Annotated in this window: 17 protein-coding genes; 7 read left to right on the top strand and 10 right to left on the bottom strand. The window is 46.0% G+C overall.

Annotated elements, in window-relative coordinates; genetic code table 11:
• The first annotated feature begins 166 nt into the window (after positions 1-166).
• The gene (locus RJ47_RS17810; RefSeq protein WP_039485797.1) at positions 167-925 is read left to right on the top strand and encodes a hypothetical protein; all 759 of its coding nucleotides are present in this window, start codon (positions 167-169) and stop codon (positions 923-925) included.
• A gap of 409 nt (positions 926-1,334) precedes the next feature.
• Complete coding sequence (locus tag RJ47_RS17815; RefSeq protein ID WP_231565974.1) at positions 1,335-2,873, top strand: hypothetical protein; 1,539 nt, start codon at positions 1,335-1,337, stop codon at positions 2,871-2,873.
• A 131-nt stretch (positions 2,874-3,004) separates the two neighbouring features.
• Here the strand turns inward: RJ47_RS17815 and RJ47_RS17820 are convergent, their stop codons facing one another.
• Entirely contained in the window at positions 3,005-6,250 is a 3,246-nt protein-coding gene (locus tag RJ47_RS17820) for a S41 family peptidase (RefSeq protein WP_039485804.1), read from the bottom strand.
• Positions 6,251-6,516: 266 nt separating this feature from the next.
• Here RJ47_RS17820 and RJ47_RS17825 point away from each other — a divergent pair, with 266 nt between their 5' ends.
• The 3 genes from RJ47_RS17825 to RJ47_RS17835 all read left to right on the top strand — a co-directional run bounded on the left by RJ47_RS17825 (position 6,517) and on the right by RJ47_RS17835 (position 8,639).
• Positions 6,517-6,744, top strand: a complete 228-nt coding sequence (locus RJ47_RS17825; protein ID WP_156143343.1) for a hypothetical protein — start codon at positions 6,517-6,519, stop codon at positions 6,742-6,744.
• A gap of 203 nt (positions 6,745-6,947) precedes the next feature.
• A complete protein-coding gene (locus tag RJ47_RS17830) occupies positions 6,948-7,928 on the top strand; it encodes a rhodanese-related sulfurtransferase (protein ID WP_039485808.1) in 981 nt (326 codons plus the stop codon).
• A gap of 219 nt (positions 7,929-8,147) precedes the next feature.
• A complete protein-coding gene (locus tag RJ47_RS17835; protein ID WP_038187380.1) occupies positions 8,148-8,639 on the top strand; it encodes a GNAT family N-acetyltransferase in 492 nt (163 codons plus the stop codon).
• A 48-nt stretch (positions 8,640-8,687) separates the two neighbouring features.
• Here the strand turns inward: RJ47_RS17835 and RJ47_RS17840 are convergent, their stop codons facing one another.
• From RJ47_RS17840 to RJ47_RS17860, 5 genes are all read right to left on the bottom strand, one after another.
• Entirely contained in the window at positions 8,688-9,347 is a 660-nt protein-coding gene (locus RJ47_RS17840) for a hypothetical protein (protein ID WP_039485811.1), read from the bottom strand.
• Between the two features lie 103 nt (positions 9,348-9,450).
• The gene (locus RJ47_RS17845) at positions 9,451-9,966 is read right to left on the bottom strand and encodes a hypothetical protein (RefSeq protein ID WP_005469777.1); all 516 of its coding nucleotides are present in this window, start codon (positions 9,964-9,966) and stop codon (positions 9,451-9,453) included.
• A gap of 61 nt (positions 9,967-10,027) precedes the next feature.
• A complete protein-coding gene (locus RJ47_RS17850; RefSeq protein ID WP_039485814.1) occupies positions 10,028-13,738 on the bottom strand; it encodes a VWA domain-containing protein in 3,711 nt (1,236 codons plus the stop codon).
• Positions 13,739-14,227: 489 nt separating this feature from the next.
• Entirely contained in the window at positions 14,228-15,223 is a 996-nt protein-coding gene (locus RJ47_RS17855; protein ID WP_231565970.1) for an ecdysteroid 22-kinase family protein, read from the bottom strand.
• Positions 15,202-15,480, bottom strand: a complete 279-nt coding sequence (locus tag RJ47_RS17860; protein ID WP_038212558.1) for a GNAT family N-acetyltransferase — start codon at positions 15,478-15,480, stop codon at positions 15,202-15,204. The genes RJ47_RS17855 and RJ47_RS17860 overlap by 22 nt, the downstream gene beginning before the upstream one ends.
• A 157-nt stretch (positions 15,481-15,637) precedes the next feature.
• On the opposite strand from RJ47_RS17860, the gene RJ47_RS17865 reads away from it, so the two are divergent.
• Positions 15,638-16,378 carry a flagellar brake protein gene (locus RJ47_RS17865; protein WP_005469575.1) on the top strand — a complete coding sequence of 247 codons (741 nt, stop codon included), beginning with the start codon at positions 15,638-15,640 and terminating at the stop codon, positions 16,376-16,378.
• A 66-nt stretch (positions 16,379-16,444) separates the two neighbouring features.
• Here RJ47_RS17865 and gltS read toward each other — a convergent pair whose 3' ends face one another.
• Positions 16,445-17,671 carry a sodium/glutamate symporter gene (gene gltS, locus RJ47_RS17870; protein WP_039485819.1) on the bottom strand — a complete coding sequence of 409 codons (1,227 nt, stop codon included), beginning with the start codon at positions 17,669-17,671 and terminating at the stop codon, positions 16,445-16,447.
• 674 nt (positions 17,672-18,345) lie between these two features.
• Here gltS and RJ47_RS17875 point away from each other — a divergent pair.
• A complete protein-coding gene (locus RJ47_RS17875) occupies positions 18,346-19,266 on the top strand; it encodes a DUF368 domain-containing protein (protein ID WP_005469650.1) in 921 nt (306 codons plus the stop codon).
• Between the two features lie 64 nt (positions 19,267-19,330).
• On the opposite strand, the gene choV is transcribed toward RJ47_RS17875, so the two are convergent.
• The 3 genes from choV to RJ47_RS17890 form a co-directional block, all read right to left on the bottom strand.
• Positions 19,331-20,518 carry a choline ABC transporter ATP-binding protein gene (choV, locus tag RJ47_RS17880; RefSeq protein ID WP_039485822.1) on the bottom strand — a complete coding sequence of 396 codons (1,188 nt, stop codon included), beginning with the start codon at positions 20,516-20,518 and terminating at the stop codon, positions 19,331-19,333.
• 2 nt (positions 20,519-20,520) lie between these two features.
• Positions 20,521-21,363: a choline ABC transporter permease subunit gene (choW, locus tag RJ47_RS17885; RefSeq protein WP_038134847.1), complete on the bottom strand. Its 843-nt coding sequence runs from the start codon at positions 21,361-21,363 to the stop codon at positions 20,521-20,523.
• 65 nt (positions 21,364-21,428) lie between these two features.
• The gene (locus RJ47_RS17890; RefSeq protein ID WP_039485825.1) at positions 21,429-22,367 is read right to left on the bottom strand and encodes a choline ABC transporter substrate-binding protein; all 939 of its coding nucleotides are present in this window, start codon (positions 22,365-22,367) and stop codon (positions 21,429-21,431) included.
• Between the last annotated feature and the right edge of the window lie 25 nt (positions 22,368-22,392).

The following is a 22,392-nucleotide window of genomic DNA, read 5'->3' on the forward strand; positions in this document are numbered from 1 at the left end:
ACTCTGATTTATTCACCTTTCGAGGAAACGTCTCTGATTAATCATCATAACTACGCTATTACGCTCACTTTGTAGGATTTCATCCATCATATGCGATTAACTCGCTTTCAAATACCCTCATAAAATCTCCACATACCCAATCAAAACAACTTGTGGAATCTACACTATGAACCATTTTAAAAAAGCACTTTTAACCACTCTTATCGGCACTACGCTAGTTGCAGGCGCTCACGCTGCAGACAATGCAAACAGCGAAGCACTTGACGCATCAGATATGACTCGCGCCTACTCAACTTTTTATGTCGGTGCAAGCAATAATGGCGACGTTAAAGCCTCTGGGTCTATCTCTTACCAATACGAAAATGGTATGGAGTCGATGTTCTCGCTAGAAGGAACAATGAACAAAGAAGGCGAGTACAGTGATAGTCGCTTCCAGTACTTCCATGTATTCAATACTGGTAACTCGGTCTCGCCACGTGTCGCTGTCTCGCTTGATGTTGTCGATAATGACACGGCAACCACGGCCGCACTCGGTGCCATTTCAATTTTCCGCACCCCAATTGACTCACTAACGTTTTTTGCACGTGTTGGCGCTCTAACCGGGACTTATTCTGACCAATCAATGAGTGCGTTTAACGTCACTGACGATAGCCTAGTTGGTGGAATGGGCGCAGCATACGCGGTATGGAAAACCGGCCAAGATGGTACTTTCTTAGCGTTATACCCAGAGGTGACATACTTGAGCGGTGACATCGACTCGACCACGGTGAAAACGACTTTAATGGCAGCAACCCCACTGAGCTCGGATAAAACCCGTTGGGGTCAAGTTAAGTTTGAAAACACCTCTGGCAGCATGGAATCGAGCAGTAAACACGTCGACATCAACGAGAATCGCGTATGGTTTAACTACAAAGTGTATCTATAACACTCTCGTCTAACCTGTCCTACTGTCCTCCATGGCCTGCGTGAAAACGCAGGCTTTTTTGGTTTTTGCCCAATCAGCGAGATCCATCACGCCAACACCAATTCGGTAGGATCACGTCCTCCAAACCTGATTATTAGCGCGCGGTGTTCGACGATAAAATCTTTGCCAAGCCCACGTATTTGGCGTGGGGCATGAATACAGCGACACAGAACAAGGCGGATCTGTGATTAGTAAACCATCGCATTTTCATAGGGGTGAGAGTCGATGGCTTGGGAACGAAACATCTATGCGTGCACTAGCAAATACACCGATTTTACTCACTGCACTTATCAGCTCACTCGTGAGTTTTGACAGCCTTGGCACAGAACAACCGCAAGAGGCTAATGGCATTCAAACCTACTCAGAAATCATGGCTCGTGGTCAGGATATTTTTGCTCGCTATGGCATCGACGATGATTTACCACGCTTAGGATTGAGCTCGCTTACCGCAGGAGAGCATCTCGTCGAACACGTCGAGCGCCAAATCACTATCGGTGACGAAGTGCGGAAATCTCGGGTCTTCTTAGTTAAGGATACCGATACGAAAGGGAACATCGATTTGCGCATCAAATACAACCCAAATGAACTGGATGAACGAGACGACGCGATCAGCGAAATTGAACGTAACACTCGCACAGAATACCGATTGCGTGATTACGCGCAAAGCTATGACCCAAATAGCATCACAGCCACAGACATGCCGGATGGCAGCAACGTAGTGAGCTTCAATTACTCCAAATATGGTTTACCGCAAGACATCGCTTATTTTCGCTTCATGCGCGTCAATATCACTGTAAAGGATGGCGTTCCTCAAAGCATGACCATAACCAACTCGAAGCCATTTGACTTTGACAACTATCGAGTTGAAAGCTATCGCCAAACCATCACTTTTGCCACATTAGACAGCGGTAAGCTAATTCTAAGCAAAAAGGCGATCGACATTAACGGCACCAAGAAGAATCAACCGATTCATGTTACTTCTGTTGCTGAGCCTATCGCCCTGTATAGTGAAGAGCGCGGCGTAGACATCATCAATCAAGCAAGGCTCAGCGAAGTGTCCGATCCACGTATTCGGGAAGTGAGCGTTAAACTGGACCGCGTCTTTCCGCTAATGGGCGACATGATAAGACGAAAGGGAATTGACCTCCCCCTTCCTTACGGGGTATCAGTGGCGTATCGAAACCAAAACATGAATATTCCCTTTAATGATTTTACTATCGATGGGGTCAGGCTCAATGATCTCTTTGATCCCGAAGATTCCATTGGCTCGGTCAACGCCGAGAGCCTGAACATCCGTGGAGATGTGAACATCCTGCCTTTTTGGAATGTGTTTGGATACATCGGCAAAATTAACGTCGATGCAAATGTCGATGCCCAATATACTGGCGCTGCAGGTGAGTTCATCCAAGACAGATTGAACGACAAACTCCCAGGCTTAGGTGACCGATTCTGTGATAGCGAAAGCGTAGGCGCGTTATGCCACAGCGCAAGAGTCAACGTACCCTTACACCTAGAGTATGATTTACGCGGTGTTGGTACGACACTTTCTGTTGGCTATCGAGAGTTTTTTGCCTCCGTTACAGGCACGATTTCTCAAACCCGACTTAAAGGCGCGACAGAATGGGGGGATCCAATTACCACCATTCAACCTATGATTGGCTATCAGCTGGTTGATTATCGCACGCAACTTTTTGTCGGCGCCGAATACCAAGGGCTTGAACCGAGAATGGAGGGGCACGTCAAAACCGGAGACATAGAGTTTGATTACGATATTGGCGTTGACTTGAATAAGTGGGCTTACATTGTTGGATTTAACAAGCAAATCGGTCGAAACTACAACCTGACGTTTATGTACAACAAAGGCGAAACTCGTGATGCCTTAACTCTAAATTTGGGCTACCGTTTTTGACGTTGTCGCCTTCTACACTTATCGCTCGATGTCCAAATCAATCCCTCAGTAAAACAAACTCCCGCTTGGTAGGAACACCAAGCGGGAGATAATACAAATGGCTTGCTCGCAGCTTTAACGAACAACGCGTATCACTGTTTTTGATCGAGCTGCTCTAACATGGCCTCCACTGCAACTTCAAGTTGACGGTCTTTATTCTTGGCAACATCTTCTGGCGATTTGTAGACCAAGATGTCAGGGACAATCTCTTGGTTTTCAAACCAATTACCGTTGTCATCTTTGAAGCCCAACTGCGGAACACCATAGTTGATCCGAGACTCTTGAAGGCTTGGCCAAATAACCGCCGTCCCCGTCCCTGGTACGCGTTCGCCGACGAGCATTCCTAGCCCCTCTCGCTTATAAAAGAAAGGCGTGATCGAACCATCAGAGTAGCTGTTCGCATCGGCAATCATAATGCTTGGTTTTGCCCAGCGTCTTTCTGGGAATGACGTCAATTTATACCCATCACGAGTTTCAATCGAGCTGTGACGTACACCAGAAAGCACCTCCATCAATTGACTAGTCAGGTTACCGCCCATATTGAAGCGCACATCCACAACCACCGCTTCCTTGTCGCGGTACTTGCCAAACAGATCATTCTGCATTTGCTCAAAGCTATCTGGCCCCATTTCAGCTAAGTGGACATAGCCAAGTCGACCATTCGACAGTTTTTCCGTCAGCGCTTGACGCTCCTCAACCCACGCATCATAAGCCAGTTGCCCTTCTTGCCAAACGCTAATTGGAACAAGCTTAAAGTCTTGTGCTGATTCATCACCCGGCTTCAATACATTGAGTTTGGTGACACGCCCCTGCTTAAAGTTGAGGTGGGAGTAAATGTCTTGATTTGGCGCGATCTCTACCCCATCTACCGCGTAAATGATACTACCCGCTTTGATTGGAGACTGGTAGGTATCCGCAGGTCCGCCTGCCAATACCGCTTTTACTCGCACGCCTTTGCCTCGGTAATTGTGATCATAAAACAGACCGAGTGAAGACGGCTCTTCCCAAGTACTTAGCGAATCATCAAACTGGGAGCCCGTATGAGAGGCATTCAATTCACCGGCAAGCTCGCTCAGCAGCTCAGCAAAATCAATGTAGTTGTGAATACCCGGAAGCTGCTGTTTGTACAACTCACCATACTTATCCCAATCAACGCCGTGCATGTTCGGATCGTAGAACTTCACTTTGGTCAACTGCCACACATGGTCAAACATGGCGCCAACTTCGGCTGAAAAGTCGTAATTGGCCTGCGCTGCGTAGTCAATGTATTCGCTCTCGGCTGCCACAACATTGAGCTTCTCGATGCCTTGGTCACCAATGATCACCAAGGTTTCATCATCGGGCGCCATAGCAGCAGCGCGAACGTCGTAGTAACTGCGCGTGAACAGAGGTGTGCGCTCTCCGGTTGTAAGGTCAATCTCAAAGATTTCCGCATTATCCCCTTCAGCACTGATGACCACCATATACTGATTGTTTGCCGATAAGTGAGTGAACATCGGTGACGTCGAGTAATCGGTGACGCGCTCAGTTCGATATTTCAATCCCTTCTCTTCAATGATGGTTGGCTCAGGTGGCGAATTTTCAGCATCACTCTCTTGGTTTGCCGCGATCTCTTCATCAAGCCAACGCTGTTCATCGGTCTTATTGGCATTAAACTGCGCTTGCTGGTTTAAGTAAGTGATGTAGATATCTTGCTGCTGGGCGAAGCCATCAATGCCATAAGTAGAATTGGCGTTACTCAACCAATACACCGCTTGGCCATCTTGAGAGAATTTCGGGCGATTTTGGGTAAACCCGCTCTTAGTGATATTGATCGGCGCTTCACTACCATCGGCTTTGATCAGAACAACGTCACTGTCTAACTCAGAGTTGTTGCGCGTCGCCACATATTCACTATCTGGGGACCAGCTGTACGACAAATCCCCATCCATGTAGGAATAGAGCGCTTGATTATCCAACAATGTATACGTTGCATCTTGCTCAAGATCGTACACTTTCAGCGTATTGCGATCTTCTCGATACAACACGCGCTTACCGTTCGGTGAATAGAGCGGCTGGAACTCATCGACTGGTTTATCAGACAATTGCTCTTCGACAATATCATACGATGTCGAGAAGCTTTTCCCCGTGTCATTTACATAACTTTGGAATACATCCCAGTTACCGTTTCGCTCCGACGCATACATGATGGAGTAGCCGTCGTTTGAAAATGAGATGTCTCTCTCTGCCGCTGGCGTGTCGGTAATTCGTTTCGTCATGCCAGATAATAGCGACACAACGTACACATCCCCACGGGCAACAATCGCCACTTCAGGCGCGTATGGTGAGACCGCAATTTCCGTCGCTTCATGATTCAAAGTCACAAAGCGTCGCCCCTGATTTAGCGAGGTTTGACGAATAAACACATCAACAGGTTTTGCGTCTTCCTGCTCTGCTTTTTTAAGCCAAATTTGGCCGTTATAACCGTAGGCGAGATCACCGCTTAAACTCGCACTAAGGAAACGAACTGGTAAGGTGTCATGGTTGGTGATTTGCTCTGGCTCAGCGCCATCCTCCATGCGCTTTTTCCACACATTGAATGACCCAGAACGTTCAGACAAATAGTAAAAGCTTGAGTCATCACTCGCCCAAACGGCATTTCTGTCTTCGCCGCGAAACGAAGTGAGTTTACGATGCAGCTTCGTTTGCGTGTCATAACGCCAAATGTCACGAGTGGCGTCGGAAACTGCTCGCTTTCGCCACTCTTGCTCAAATGAAGGCTCATCAGTGTAGAGATATGCGGTGCCATCCTGCTTCATTGACAACGCACTCACTGGATTTGATAACAGCAGCTTCTCACGTCCACCTTCGCTTGATACGGAATACAAGCGCTTGCTGCTATTGCCCATAAAGCCGTTATTTAGCGTTGCGTCACTGTCACCAAGTCGTCTTGAACTGAACAACACCTCTGAACCATCAGAACTAAATGCGTATGGCACGTCGGCGCTTGAGTGGTAGGTCAACCTTTTCGCTTGTCCACCAGTAACGGGCACGATGAACACATCACCAGAACCAAACCGTTTCGATTGAAACGCAATCGACTGACCATCAGGAGACCAAACCGGGTGATCACTATACACATCACTCCCGGTCAATGGCGTCGCTTCTCCCCCATTCGAGCTGATAAGCCATATCTGCCCAGCATAGGTAAACGCGATCTTTTCGCCGTCTGGAGACATCGCGATATCTCTTAACCATTTAGGGCTCGTATTTTGAATGTCTGAAGCAGTGGCAACATTGGGTAATGCAAGTAACAAAGAGAGCGCAAGCAGGCCCTTCCTACGACTGAAGCGTAACATAATGTTCCTTATTGTTATTTTTAAAAGATAATTACTTATCGTATTACGATAAGTTTTTAATGACAACGATTAATTGAAAAATCGCATGGATTAATTAATACAAATAAGCCCTCTTAATGTACGACATAAGTCAAAAGAGTGCATATCTGAGCACCTTGAGAAGCCCGTCTCAATTAGAGCATTCGTTCTGTAACGCTATGTAAGGTATCCGTACAAAAACATATAAAACGTATAGAATTCTTCCTTATAAAAACGTCGGTGGCTCTATGAAAAGAATAATTGTTGTGTGTATTGCAGTGGCGGTGTTGGGTAGCATGGCTAACTCATCAACCACGACGAACAAAAAGATACTCCACTTAAAGCATGATGGTGAAGTTTACGTCTTCGATCGAGAGGAGTACGCGATGCTTCAATGTCAGTATGTTCTGGATGAAAAAACCTGTAACGAGCTTGAAGCTTATTATGCTGAAATGGAATCGACGCCGGAGCAATAAGTAATAAACGCAAGGCTTAATGCGTTTACTCTCCTCCAGCTAAACGTTTTTCATAATTTGGAAAACAAAAACTAGCGTTCTATTTTTCGCTGCTTTACCCCCAATAACTGTCCGTATTTGTGGGGCACGTACTTGGTTATACTCAGCCCGAAATTAAACAAAAAGCTCTGGATTTACGATTCAGCTCGCTTACAGGAATGAATATGACGAACTACGTAGTGTGCGCACTGTACAAATTTGTGCGACTTGAAGATTATGTTGACCTTCGCCCCACTCTAAAAACGTTAATGGATGAAAACGACATCCGTGGGACGTTACTTTTAGCAAATGAGGGCATCAATGGCACTGTGGCCTCCACTCGAGAGGGGATCGACGCTCTGCTTGCTTGGTTTAAGCAAGATCCTCGCTTGGCGGATATTGTTTACAAAGAATCATTTGAAGCCAATCAGCCGTTCAATCGCAGCAAAGTAAAGCTGAAAAAAGAAATTGTGACGTTAGGTGTCGAAGGTATCGATCCTCGCCATGTGGTTGGCACGTACGTAAAGCCGAGCGAATGGAACGACTTGATCTCCGATCCTGAGGTGTTTGTTGTCGATACTCGCAACGACTACGAAATTGAGATTGGCACATTCAAGCATGCGGTAAACCCAAAAACAGACACCTTCCGAGAGTTCCCTGACTACGTTGCTCAAAACATGGACCCAGCAAAACACAAAAAAGTGGCGATGTTCTGTACGGGCGGCATCCGTTGTGAGAAGTCCACGGCCTATATGAAAGAGCAAGGCTTTGAAGAGGTTTACCATCTTGAAGGTGGGATACTCAAATACCTTGAGGAAGTGCCAGAAGAAGAGAGCTTGTGGGAAGGTGATTGTTACGTCTTTGACGGACGGGTCGCGGTAGACCACAAACTAGAGAAAAGTGGTTACGAGATGTGCAACGCGTGTCGCTTACCGATAACGCTAGAAGACATGGCCTCTGAAGCCTACGAAAAAGGCGTAAGCTGCCCGAAATGTGTCGATAAACACACTGATGAACAAAAAGCACGTTTTCGCGAGCGCGAGCGCCAAGTTCAGTTAGCGAAAGCCCGTGGCGAAGTGCATGTTGGCGGTGAAGCGGATCAAGTGATCGCTCAGAGACGCAAAGAGAAACTTGAGCGCAAAGCCGCACAACGTAAATCGAAATAACGTTGTACCCAAACAACATCACTATTTAGTGTAAAAGGGAGCCTCGCTCCCTTAATTTCCTTATGAAAACCTCATTATCCAATGCGCTCTCCCTCCCACAGATACCTTATCGTTATAAATAACAATTATTCAGTGAAAATTTATTTTTAAACAATACTTTAACAATTCAATTTTTCCAGTTATGGTTGAGCGATGTTTAACCCGTCGTGAGATAACATTATGGAAATATTGATCCGTCCTACGCTTGTCAGTGATGCTGCGGCAATTTGTGACATTTACTCGCAACCGAGCGCTCAAAGAGAGACGCTGCAACTGCCAAAACCATCGGTTGCCATGTGGACCCAACGACTGGAAAACATCCCCGCTGGCGTATACAGCTTTGTTGCTGAAGTCGATGGAAAAGTGGTAGGAAACATTGGTTTTGAACACAATCAACGCCCTAGAATTAGCCACTGTGCCACTTTTGGTCTGGGGGTTCACGATGAGTATCAAGGCATTGGGGTTGGCAGTAAACTTATCGAAACGGTACTCGACCTTGCCGACAACTGGTTACAAGTAAAGCGAATCCAAATTGAAGTCAACACAGACAATGAAAAAGCGATTGCCTGCTATAAGAAGTTTGGCTTTGAGATAGAAGGAGAAGCAAAAGCACGCTCATTCCGCGATGGGGAGTACATCGACACTTACTACATGGCGCGTTTACGCTTTTAAATACAAAACACCAACCTAGACGATAACGGTTTAGGTTGGTGTTCGCGATTAGTTTATAAGCTGAGTAGCGATATCAACAAAAGCGGTTAATCTGTCACCTTGGCCGCTAGAAGCGCAATGGTATCGATAGTAATAGTGACTTCCTTTGGCAGAATAACGCTTATAATTTTCTTCAACTTCTAGCTCATACATATTTGCCCTACCTTCCGCGTAGTGAATGTTTTGATAAAAACTCGCGTTATCTTCGTCTCGCATTGACAGAATAACCCCAGAAGTTGGCATAGGGTGGAGCCATTTTACTGCGTATCGGTGGCATTTCTGCTCAGAAATTGGCGCAGAAAATAACGTATTCCATTGTGTACGTCCGACTTCAATACTGTACTTACCATAAATGGAGTTTTCGAGCCTAAGTACCCCTGATGCTTTAGCTGGCTTACCCGCCTTAAAGACACCATCGCTCCAACGAACAAAGAGACGATCTCCCAATGAGCGTAAATCAATATGCGCTTCAGGCAAAAGCGTTAAGTCAGCAATTGATACCTCTTTGTTGCTTAAATTATGCAGCGAAAACGAACCATCAAACTCTTCCTTCTCAAACCGCTCTAATATATTAACCGGAGCACCGGAAAACGCTAGAATCGCGAATATGGCGTACACAATGGTCGCCACCAAAGCGAAAAATGCCACAACGGCGATCGTACTCTTCATAGTTGGCGCTTCCTGTTGAATAAAGAAAATCGGATACACCCAGCATAACTGAGTATATCCGACCAATCAGCTAGTCATCACTGCCTAGGCGTTATGTCCGAGGCTAGTTAATTGACACTGGCACTAAACTTCCGTCTGATGCGACAAGCTTAACACCTGCCAAAGCAACATTGCCGGAACCTGTCGTACTTATTGTGGTCAATATTCCTTCTGTTGCTCCCGCGTCGAGCCCTATAAAGCCTCCATCTTTCACGGAAGAGATAGAGACACCATCAGCAAGAAGAAAGCTAATCTCATAACCTCTGACACTTTTTCCGTCACGGATGTCCACTTGACCCGTGCTTACGTCAAAACTCACTTTAGCCAATGGTGATGGCGCTCCATCTTCTGTCGCTGACGCCTCAAACGTTGCCGCCGCAACCGTCGCATAACTTCCATCAACTTTAGGCCCAAAACTGCTAATTGCTTTAGTTGGAGAAGCTCCCGGAGTGCTTGGTGTCGGTGTTGCCGCTGAGCCATCGCTTCCGCTATCACTTCCACCACCGCCGCCTCCACACGCGGCAAGCAGCACAGTAAGAATGATGGGAGAAACAATATTTTTAATTAAAAACGGTTTCATCTAAGTAATCCTTATTCTAATTCCATGTCGAGAACTGATTTTCAGCAATACGACTCAACTACTATTTGCTGTAAAGATCGATCTGCATCAGGTCTCGAATATCAATCTGACCATCACCATTAATATCCGCTCGCGAATCAAATTCTGCAGAACTGTACTCCTTGCCCCACGCTAAAACTGCAAGATCGAGATCCGCCTGGTTGATTAGATTATCTTCGTTGAGATCGCCCGCCATCGCGCCGTCTTTCGAGAATAACTTCAAATATGTGACTAAATCTTCGATACCATCACCATTTGAATCCGTTAGGCTTGGGTTCAAACCAACTTCGTATTCCACCAAGTTACTCAGTTTGTCTCCATCTTTATCGCTCGTGGCGTCAGTCGCATCATCGATGTTCAAGCCGTGCTTGATTTCCCATTCATTGGGTAGACCATCACCATCACTGTCTAGCGGTGCCGCAGGAAGTATTAATGCAGAACTACCAACAAGATGTGTACCGGCTTCGGCTTCAACCGACTCAACTTGGAACATATAGTTTTGTGAACGAATAGATTTGCCATCCGCCAGTGACACAGTCCAAGAAAGCGTCTGGGAACTATCAGCCGGCACTGACGCAAGACTTTGCTCTGGAGTCACAACCGTCACAAGGTCAGCGGTTTCAAACTCACTGTCACCACCTGAAACAATCTCTTTTGGCGGGATAAGCTTCAACGTTACTTGTCCTGAATCGCTGGCGCCAGAGTTGCTCAAAGTCGCGATCACTTCAAAGCTTTCACTGTCGTCAGATAATGAGCTGACATTACTTGTGAGTGACGAAATGTTCACCACAGGTCCTAGGCTTGACTCTACGGTGCTCAACGCATTATCCATACTGGTATAACTTGCTGCGACAACATCTTGAAGAACGTAAAGCAATTGTGCCAACTGTTCGCGATTCGCCAGTGACTCTGCGGAGTCATCAAACTCTTCGCGTACAATAAGCTCACTTAACATCAAACCAGACAACCCTGTCGATACGCTCATTGAAGTTTCAAGTAACGATTGATAATCATCACGCGCTTGAGTTGCCAACAAGTCATAGTTGATTGGTTTGGTCGAAGTAGCGAGTTTGTCACCTGCTGTTACTTTCGCTTTCTCGACTTCCTGCTGTTCTAGATAGCTGTCGATGGCACCAAGCAACTCTGAATCATAAAGATCAACAAAGGTCTCCAGTTGCTTGTTGTCCAAAGCCGTTAACATCGACTGGATTGAGTTGTTGAGCAAATCATACGCCGAAGTATCGATCGCATAAGGTACAACCGCATACTTTGCAGCCGATGCTCTTCTTATTGCGCTGGCCTTTTTCGAACTGCCGCCATACGCATACATCATTCCCAAAGCAGTATCATCGGATAATCCGTACAAGTGGACACCCGCTAAACCACCTTTGGCCACACCAGTCACACCTTCCAAGCCAGTTAGGACACTCGGGGCGACAATGATCGCTCGTCGAATTGGAGCTACGTAAGGAGTCGCAACCGGCACTTTCTCTACTACAGCCATCGCCTTATCTAGCTCACCAAGTGTTTCAATTACACCCTTAACCAAGCCAATGGTTCGCTTTACCGAGTCCACGGTATCAAGATTTCGCTCTAGATTGGCAAACTCCGCTTGAATCGCTTTAAGCTGAGTATTCGCGGCCAACAAGGCAGCGTTCATAGCATCAACATCGGCGGTAGAGATGGAACGCGAACGGGAGAGTACAGTATCGATTGTCGGTTCAACCGCATTCGCATAAACAGGTACAACTACGTTACGCGACAATGGCGCCGCAACCATATTCTTTACGATTTCACTCACAACACCTTTGTAGCTGTTGTCATCACCTGAAGATGCTGAAATCGTATCTTTGATAATCGTAATGATAGGTCCAGCAGAGGAGTAATCGCTCAATGCCCAATCGACGGTATCTAACACCGTGTTGATCAGTTTGACTTTCCATTTGTCCAGTTTCGCAGCGGTCCCAGTTAGAATTTTCTTAACTAACCCAAGAGTTTTTGCTTTAAACCAACCAGCGCCATCTGTATCTAGCTTACTCGCCAGAGAGACCATTGAGTTGGAAAGTTTGTTGAATACGCCGGATAAGTCGAGGACAGCGACGGTCACATCAACGACACTTGAAGAAATTGTTTGAGCATCTTGAATGACTTGTTGATTGGATTCATTAAGAACGAGGTGAGCGGCAATAAGACGTTTCAAACCTTCACGCTGTGCTGCGCTCGGTCCTGAATCGCCGTCAGCGGTATCAGGGATCTCGTCAAGCCAGCTAAGTACGTCCGAGGCTTCGTCTGCAAAAGGCTTTTGAACCCATGTACCAAATTCTGAGGCTTCATTGGCGAGTTTGCGCATTCTTGCTTTTTCGTCTTCGACGGTAGAGAGCGCAAGCTGAACGTCCAATGTAGTCGGTGCTAGCGAAGCTGACTCATCTTCCACAGAGACAGCAACGGTTTCACTCATTGGTGCGTAATCAGGTTCTTTGGTTATGGTTAGCGTCCAATCCCCTTCGCCTAGCTCGATCTCAAATGTGCCGTCCGATTTAGTTGAAGCGATAACACGCTCATCCGTTTCATCGTTGACCGCCGAAATTTGCGCATCAGCCAACTCGAGAGGAACGGGGTCGTTATTGGTGATTTTACCTGTCAGCGTGCCAGTCACTTCGCTTGGCGTATAGCTTGCCGAGTCTTGCACGTCTGAACTTGTTGATGATTTAAGAACTAAATTTCTCGTCAAACCGTCGCGCTTACCACTTGGGTCGTCAAAGGCAACAATGTATTTACCTGTGATACTTTCTCCAAGTTTACTGAGCAACGTGGAGGACTGAAATGGCCACCCCAAACTGCTACCAAGGGCGGCGTACTGTGATTCAGGAGACGAATAGAAAAAACTCAAGCCATTGAGCGCGCGGTCTGCTGCAGAAAATGTCGCGGACGTATTACTATCACCGCCATCTCCGGCAACGTGTGCTGGCGCGTCAGTGATGAGCACCACGATGTTTTGCGCATCATCACGGTAGTCCATCGCACCACTTGCGATCACTGAATCTAGAGGGTTTTCTGGCCAATCATTACCACCAGAAGCACTTAGCCCTGAAACCCATGACTTAAACGCATTCGAGTCAGAGGTAAAGGCGATTCTTCCGCGATAAGGGGTTTCATCACCATAGTGGAAGCCAGCTAATCGATAATCGACTTTGTCGCTCTCTAATTGGTTTACAAAGGCAATAATGTTATTGATAACAACACCTATTTCACTGCCCATAGAACCTGTGCTATCGAGGATAAATACGATATCAGCACGACTTTCAACGGCACCTAACTCTTCAACGGAAGTCGGAGTAACGGCCGTACCTACCGATGTTCCATCGTATGGGTGTTTCACCGAAAGTTTGAGATCCGAAGTCGTTAACCCTTCAACATGCTCTCCTTCGCCATCTTTAATTTGAACAAACAGTTTTACCTGTTCAAAATCGGTTACGTCTGTCGAACTCACCTCAATTGAACGGACTGTTTTAACCTCACCATCGACACTTGAATACGCCGAACGTTTTCTTTGTGTCAAAAGCTCATCAATACTCGCTTCTACCGCTTCATAATACCCATCGGAAACACCACCTTGCTGTTCATCAGCCGCAAAAACAGACTGAGAAACAAAGGTCAGTGAACAAGTTACGACTCCAGCAATCTTAAGTGCCGAAAATGCTTTCCGCATGACGTAATGGCCTTTAAGCTCCATAAAACTCTCCATGTGTCATCTATACTCGCCAAAGTAATAGATCCTGTGATTTAGGGGGAACTTGTCGAAGAAAGTGGATGAGAGAAATGGACTTACCAGACCACCATTCACATCATGTCATCGCTTTGCTTCGATAAAAAATCAGAATGGGAGTATGCCAATTAATATATTAGGCTTCTTTATGGATTATATAATTTGAGATCTAAAACTTACGATAATTATAAATATTCCCTCATGTATCAAAATTAGGAATATAAAACACAACAGAAGATTAGTTATTTTCAGATAGGTCAATAAAAATCAAGCGTGAATAAAAATGTGCTTTTATAACAATAACAAAGCTGACATAAAATACAGTTTAAAAGAAAGTAAACCACAATAACAAGGACGAAAAAACATCATTTTCAATTAGATATAATATTAATTTTAATAATAGAGATTAGGTGGTGTTAGATTAATTAAACAGAAGTCTAGTCAACTTCCTACTATTTAACTAGACTGTTCAATAAACTTAAGTGCTCGTAAAGTGAGGTTTTCAGTATAAGCATTAATCTTCCAGTGGTTGGGGCTCCACCCTTTTACAAATCGTTGAAAATCTGCCCAAGCGACCATAAACATAGGTCGAAGCTTTTGTTCCACATCCTTACTATCCAGTTCGGGGCGATATTGACTTAACGCTATTCTAAGCTGCGTGAAGTATTCGTCCAAAATCCACTCTTCCATCGCCTCACACTCATCCGGCGGTACCGCGCTGCTCATAAAAAGGGCGATATCTTTCATGGCGCAACCGTTACCAACGTATTGGAAGTCAACGGCAGCCGCTCGCTCGCCGCTTGGATCAAAACAGAAATTGGCCAACTTTCCATCGCCGTGGACGAGCGTCGAATAAGGGGCAAGCTTCAGTGTCTGATCAATCTTTTCAGCCGCATGTTTCAACCGAAGATCGGTCAGGGCGGCGAACTCATCTGGTCGAGTGTCTAGATGCCAATATGTTCCTGTAGGCCACAATCCGTCGACACTGCTCGACATGTGTTGGGCATGAAAATGAGCGAACCACCGCAGCGCAGCACGCAAATGGGTCTTGGAGGCTTCCTGAATCACTTGGGAAAAGCCGATTTGGCTAAGATCTTCCATCACCAAAAGGAGCTCATTATCTCCCTGCTCCACCAATAAGGTTTGAGGCACCGTGGCATAGCCTTCGCATCGGCTAGCGACGTGTTGGTAGAAGTTCATTTCGACTTGATAGGAGTACAACTTGCGTTTGTGGGAAAGCTCGGTGTTCCAACCTCTGGGGTGATGTTCAGGCTTGGGTAGCGTGATGTGTTTGACCACAACACTGGTCGAGTCACCCCATAACCGAACCAACTCGCCATACCCACCCCAGAGTGATTGCAATACGTCGATACAATGAAGAGTGTTAAAACCTAGCTGTTTAACAATCGCCTGATAGCGGCCTTTTTCCATCATGCTTTTAAATGCGCCCATTCAGGGTGGCGATCTAAATAGTGCACCACGTAACTGCAGACAGGCACAATCTTCACATCCAACTCTTCTAGTTTGGGCAGTACCGCTTCCATCATCACCTTGCCATACCCTTTCCCTTGCAAAGCATCAGGCACGCGCGTTGAGGTAATCTGGTACACCCCGTCCTCAATTTTGAATTTAACGGTCGCATAGTGTTCAGACTCTAAATGCACGCGAAACTGGCCTAATTCAGGCTCGAAAAGTACGGAATGCTGCATAGTAAACTCCTAAATTGATACATAGCTCAAAAAAATCATCACATTGATGTTTGAACAAACGCTCAAGCATAAATAGAATTTATATCAGTCTGAGCATTTAGACGTGAAAAGATAATAACCTGCGGCAAACATAGCACGCAGAGCTAATGGAGGCTAGATGAGTACTCAGGCGGTGGCAATGAAGGAACAGTCTTCAAGTCCTTATAACAAACAGAGAAATGTCGTCACAGTCAATAGTGTCGATGCCCTAGCCATGGTTGAACATGGTGGTGAACTTACCATGAGTATCACGACACCTGTCGGCCGTACTTTTCGCTGTAAAACGGCGTTTATTGGCACTCACTCAGACAGCATGATTCTTGCCGAACTTCCGAAAGTCTCCGATGAAGATTTGAATTTCTACTTTCAAGAAGGTTTTTGGACCACAGTGCGCGCTATTTCTCCACGAGGGGAAGGCGCCATTATTCATTTTAGAAGCCAACTCCAGCATATCCTTAAAGAGCCGATGCCATTGGTGATGATGTCTGTGCCAAAAGACATGCAGGTATCGCAGCTACGTAAAGAGCCACGCTTTGATGTAAACCTTGAAGCCAAAGCCAGCACTGAAAATAGAAAGATGGATTGCGAGATCCGTGATTTATCGAAAAGTGGGTGTCGATTCTTCGCGCCGCCTTTGAGTCGGCCTTTCCAAGTCGGTGACGAGATTGAGCTTATCGTTCAGGTACGAAACGGCAAGCAGATTCAGTTCGAACCTCTATTTGGTACTGTGTGTAACTTGCAACGCTCAATGCACTACGCCAGATATGGCGTCCAGTTCAATGAGATGGGCAGAAACAACGCCAAGACGCTACTTAGCCATCTAAAGTTCGATGGTACCAAGCTCGCGTTACGAACCTAGCAAACGAAAAATCCCCGCACGGTGCGGGGATTTTTGTTTTTAAGCCAGTCTGACCTTCAAACCTGTCTAACCGATGAAGGAAATGTAGCCCTGTAAAATAATCAAGTTAACGATGTCGATAAAAAACGCCCCAACAATAGGCACAACCATAAACGCCTGTGGGGAAGGGCCAAATTTGTTCACTAAAGAACCCATGTTCATCACTGCCGTCGGAGTGGCTCCCAAACCAAAGCCACAGTGTCCACCAGCAATGACCGCAGCATCATAGTTTGCCCCCATAACTTTGAACGTTACGAAGTACGCAAAGATACCCAGCACGAGTGACTGAACGGCCAAAATCACCAAGAATGGTACCGCCAGATCGAAAATATTCCACAGCTTTAAGCTCATCAACGCCATTGCTAAAAACAATGACAAAGAGACCGTACCTAAAATATCAACCGTCTCTGCATCCACCTTGTGGATTTTCGTCACCTCAAGCAAATTGGTAATGAACACACCAATAAACAACGCATAGACAAAGTCAGGGATCATCAGCCAACTGATATTAAAACTGCTTACCCACTGCTCTAGATATTTCGCGCCAGTCACGCAGATAAGCAGGATAAACAGCACTTCAATCACTTTCTTGGCGGTGACTTTATCTTCCTCGTACTCGTTATAGGTCACGAGCTCAGGGAATCTTTCGTGGGTTTGAGTGCCACGACCATACTCGGATTCAATCCCATTTTTATCGATAAGCTTTTGAGCCACCGGACTACCGATGATGCCGCCGATAATCAGACCAAAAGTCGCGGAAGCCATGGCAATTTCAAGCGTGTTGCTGATGCCGTAGTTTTCTGAAAACGTCTGCGACCACGCCGCACCGGTCCCATGTCCACCTGATAGAGTGATAGAGCCGGCGATGAGCCCCATTAAAGGATCAAGCCCTAACGCGGTGGCCAACGACACGCCAACACCATTTTGAATGATGATGTAAAAAGATGCGACCGCCAAAAAGACAAAGACCTTTGCGCCACCTTTCATCAGCTGAGTGTAGTTTGCAGCAAGACCAACGGTGCTAAAGAACATCAACATAAAGGTGTTCTGCAGCGGAAGTGAAAACTGAAGATCGACCCCGTTAAAATGCAAAAAAGTGATGACAACAGCCACAATTAAGCCACCTACGATCGGCTCGGGGATGTTGAACTTTTTCAATACGGGTAGTTTGGAACTAACAAAATGACCTAAGAATAGAACGCTGATGGCGATTAAGAAAGATTCTAGTGGTCCAATTGAAATTATCTGATTCATATAACCTCTTCATTGTGTGTCACCCATCTTCCTTAACGAGTTAAGAGCCCTTTGGCTCAACGTTTAAGTTCTGAGTCGTCGCCTCCCGGCGGCTGACCTAAACGCGATTAATCACATTTCTCTATTGAAAAAAATCCTCTAAACAGTGGGATACCCACTCTATTTCAACAGTAAAAACCCTACAAAAATCGGTAGAGTTGCGAAAGAAAGCCGCCATTATTAATAAAAATGGAGCAATTTGTCGAGTATTGACTCCAAAAACGTGCCTAGGCTAGATGTAAAGTGTGAAGAAAAACGACGCTAATGAGCTGTTATTTGGGGAGTTTCAGGCAAAAAAATAGCCAATCGCAAAAAGGGCGATTGGCTTATATATAGTGTGAACAAATGTTATTCACTAACAACGTCAGTTGGCTAGGTGACCCTCGGCTTAAAAAGGGTCGATTTAATTAATGCAGAATGCGTGCCAACTTTAAAACCGCGATATTTGATGATCCAGCCGCATTTTTGGCTAATTTTTGATTATCAAAATGCAATATGAAAATTGCAAAATGCAAACCTTTGCAAATTAATATTAAACTAGATTCTTATAAACAGTTCTATCAGTTTATTTTTTCATACTTTTTTTTATCCAGAATCGATATACTCCGTGCACCTAAATTTATTTACTGAGTAGCATGAACTATTTTTCGACATTTCTAAAAGGCATGGCGATGGGTGCAGCCGATGTTGTACCTGGTGTATCGGGTGGTACTATCGCGTTCATCACTGGCATTTACGACACTTTGCTAGAAAGCATCCGTCGCATTAACCCAAAAGTATTGGGAATTTGGAAACGTGATGGATTTAAAGCCGCATTTGACCATATCAATGGCTTTTTCCTGATCGCCTTATTTGGTGGTGTCCTTACCAGCATTGCCACATTAGCGAAGCTGATTTCATGGCTATTGGTAGAACACCCTGTGCCAATCTGGTCGTTTTTCTTTGGTCTGATTTTGGTGTCAGTGTTCCATATCTTAAAACAAATTGAGCAGCGCTCCGCTAGCCGATTTGTCTTTTTGTTACTGGGTGTGGCATTCGCCTACAGCATTACTGTGCTGCAACCGCTACAAATGGATCCGACCAGCGTCAACATCGTTATTGCGGGAGCAATCGCGATTTGCGCCATGATTCTTCCGGGCATTTCAGGCAGCTTTATCCTACTTTTGATAGGCATGTACACGCCTGTTCTTGGCGCTGTAAAATCCTTCGATTTAGCTGTCATTGCACTATTTATGAGTGGCTGTGTGCTTGGCTTACTGAGCTTCTCCCACGTTCTCTCTTGGCTACTAAAGCGCTTCCGTGATTTTACTCTTGTCTTTTTGACTGGCCTGATGATCGGTACGCTACCTAAGATTTGGCCTTGGAAAGAAACGCTCACATGGCGTACAAACTCTAAAGGCGAGCAAGTGCCATTGATTCAACAAAACCTTTCACCATTTGACTTCGAATCGGTGACATCTCAGCCTGCGCAGCTAGGTATTGCGATTGTCATGATGATCTGTGCAATTGCCTTGGTTTTAGGTTTAGAAAAATTCGCGGAGAATCGAGACATCTAATTGTCACGAAATGGAAAAAGGCGACTCGAAAGTCGCCTTTTTTGATCGGATATCGTTGAGCTGGTTACGCAGCAACAGATTGATAGTTCCCTAGCAGCGCCTCATAAAACTCGCTGTCATTAAGTACCCCCACCAACTCTCCATCTTCTATCAACAGGATTGGTTGACCACTGCGCTGTTTCAGTTCAATCGCTTCGCGCATGCCAATGTCTGGACTGGTCACAATCACCGTCGAGCTATCCACTTCCTCAATTTGGCTGCTATTTAAATCCCAATGCAGTAGCTTTAACGACTCGTCAGTTTTGATCAAACTGAGCTTTTGCTGATTTTGCTCGACCCAAATCGGCTGAGAGGTGCACACTTGCAACTGGGTATCTTGGCTGTTCAGTTCACTGACTGGCTGCATGAGCGAGCGACCTTTTAAGACATTTAATGGATTGGTGTGAGCAACGAAATCGCGCACATAATCATTTTTAGGCGCCAATATGATCTCTTCTGGTTTTCCATGTTGAATCAAACGACCAGATTCCATAATCGCGATGTTATTGCCGATTTTTAACGCTTCGTCGAGATCATGACTAACAAACAAAATCGTCTTGTTGAGCTTCTCTTGCAGTACCAATAACTCATCTTGAAGTTGAGCACGTATCAATGGGTCTAACGCAGAGAAAGGCTCGTCCATCAGCAAGATGTCGGTGTCCATAGCAAATGCACGGGCGAGCCCAACTCGTTGCTGCATTCCGCCAGAAAGCTCATGGGGGTATTTCTCTTCCCATTCTGCCAGATCAACCATCTCCAGTTGCTCGCGCGCTTTTTTACGGCGCTCAGCTTTTCCCATACCTTGGAGCTCAAGGCCAAACGCGACGTTGTCGAGAACCGTCAGCCAAGGCATTAGGGCGAATTTTTGAAACACCATAGACACTCGATGCGTGCGAAGGTGGCGCAGCGTCTCTTCGTCACAATTTGCCAAATCGACCGCTTGCTCTCCATCTTTGATTTCTAGGTGACCGCGTGAGATTGGGTTCAGACCATTCACCGCGCGGAGTAAACTCGACTTCCCCGAACCAGACAGCCCCATCAGGACACAGATTTCCCCTTCTTTGACGGTCAGTGAAACCTTATCCACACCAACAACTTGCCCTGTCTGGTCAATGATCTCTTGGCGAGTGTGGCCTTGGTCCAATTGCTGTAATGCCAGTTGTGGCTTATCACCAAAGACAACATCAAGCTCGGTAATTGTGATTGCATCCATTGTTATGCTTCCTTTTGATTCGGTGATTTACACAAGCGATCCAAGATGATCGCAACCAGTACAATCGCAAGACCTGCTTCAAAGCCCTGTGAGATATTCACGGTATTGAGTGCGCGAACCACTGGCTTGCCGAGCCCATCCGCCCCGACTAATGCTGCAATCACAACCATAGACAACGACAACATGATGCACTGAGTCACCCCCGCCATAATGGACGGCATCGCAGCGGGCAGTTCCACTTTGAATAGAAGCTTCATTCTGGTCGCACCGAATGCTTTACCCGCTTCCACCAGTTCCTCTGGTACTTTTGTAATACCAAGATACGTCAGTCGAATCGGCGCAGCGATAGCAAAAATGATGGTTGAGATTAATCCTGGGACAATGCCCAAGCCAAACAAAACAAGCGTTGGAATTAAATAGACAAACGTTGGCACCGTCTGCATTAGATCTAGAATGGGTCGCAATAGGGTATAGAGCCAAGGCCGGTGCGCCGCCATAATGCCAAGTGGCACGCCAACCAACACCGAAATCGTCGTCGCGGCGAAGACTAAAACGAAGGTTTCAAGCATCTCTTCCCAGTAGCCAAGATTCAGAATGGTCAACAGTGCTGCCACAATAAAGAGGACTAACGGAACGCTTCGGTGGAGATACCAAGCGATCGCTGCGGTCATCAAGATTGGCATTGCCGGTGGCATCCATTTAAAACCATCTACAACAAAAAGAATGATGGTTTCGAGGAAGATAGAAATCGCATCAAACAAGCCAGCAGCGTTGTCCGTCAACCAATCAACACCGGCTTCCATCCATTGACCCAGCGGGATTTTGTTGTCAGTAATAAAATTCACATTACAACCTTTGTGTTATTTGTGTTTGCTGAAAGTGTCGGTGGGCAAATACCCACCGAGCTGGCTTACGCCTTAGAACCAATGTAATTTTGAACCTGTGATACCGCGTCTTTGCCATCTAGCGTCTTCACGCCCTCTAGCCAATTTTTCACTTGCTCAGGGTTGGCTTGTAGCCACTGCTGTGCCGCTTTCGAAGGCTTGACGTTCTGGTTCAAAATGGCTTCCATCAATTGGTTTTCCATTTCTAAGCTAAACTCAAGGTTCTTAAGTAGCTGACCAACGTTTTGACACTCATTCAGGTAATTAGCGCGCACATTGGTGTAGACGTTAGCACCACCATAGTTTGGGCCAAAGAAGTCGTCACCGCCTGCTAGGTACTCCATCTCAACATTGCTGTTCATTGGGTGCGGAGCCCAACCTAAATAAACAATCCATTGATTACGGCGTACTGCACGGGACACCTGTGAAACCATGCCCGCCTCACTCGACTCCACTAAGTTAAAGTCCTTTAGACCAAAAGCATTGCTGTCAATCATCGATTGAATCAGGCGGTTACCATCGTTCCCAGGTTCAATGCCATAAATGCGGTCGCGAAACTTATCGGCGTGAGTGGCAAGATCAGCAAAGCTCTTTACGCCAGCGTCGTACACATATTTCGGCACAGCTAACGTGTACTTCGCCCCTTCTAAGTTGGCACGCACGGTTTCAACCGTTCCCGCTTCACGGTATTTAGCGATATCTCCCTCCATGGTTGGCATCCAGTTGCCAAGGAAGATATCGATATCACCGTTCGCCATTGACGAGTATGTGACCGGTACAGAGAGCAAATCCGTTTTGGTTTTGTAACCTAAACCTTTCAGCAGCTCTGAGGTGACCGCCGTTGTCGCCGTAATGTCAGTCCAGCCCACATCGGCAAAACGAACCGTTTCACACTGATTCGCGTAGGCATTCATAGCCATAGTACTCAGAGCGAGTGTTGAGAGTGTTTTTGTCATCATAGACATAGTGTTTTCCTTGTAATGATTACTG

This window comes from Vibrio sinaloensis (assembly GCF_000808535.1).
Taxonomy (GTDB): domain Bacteria; phylum Pseudomonadota; class Gammaproteobacteria; order Enterobacterales; family Vibrionaceae; genus Vibrio; species Vibrio sinaloensis_D.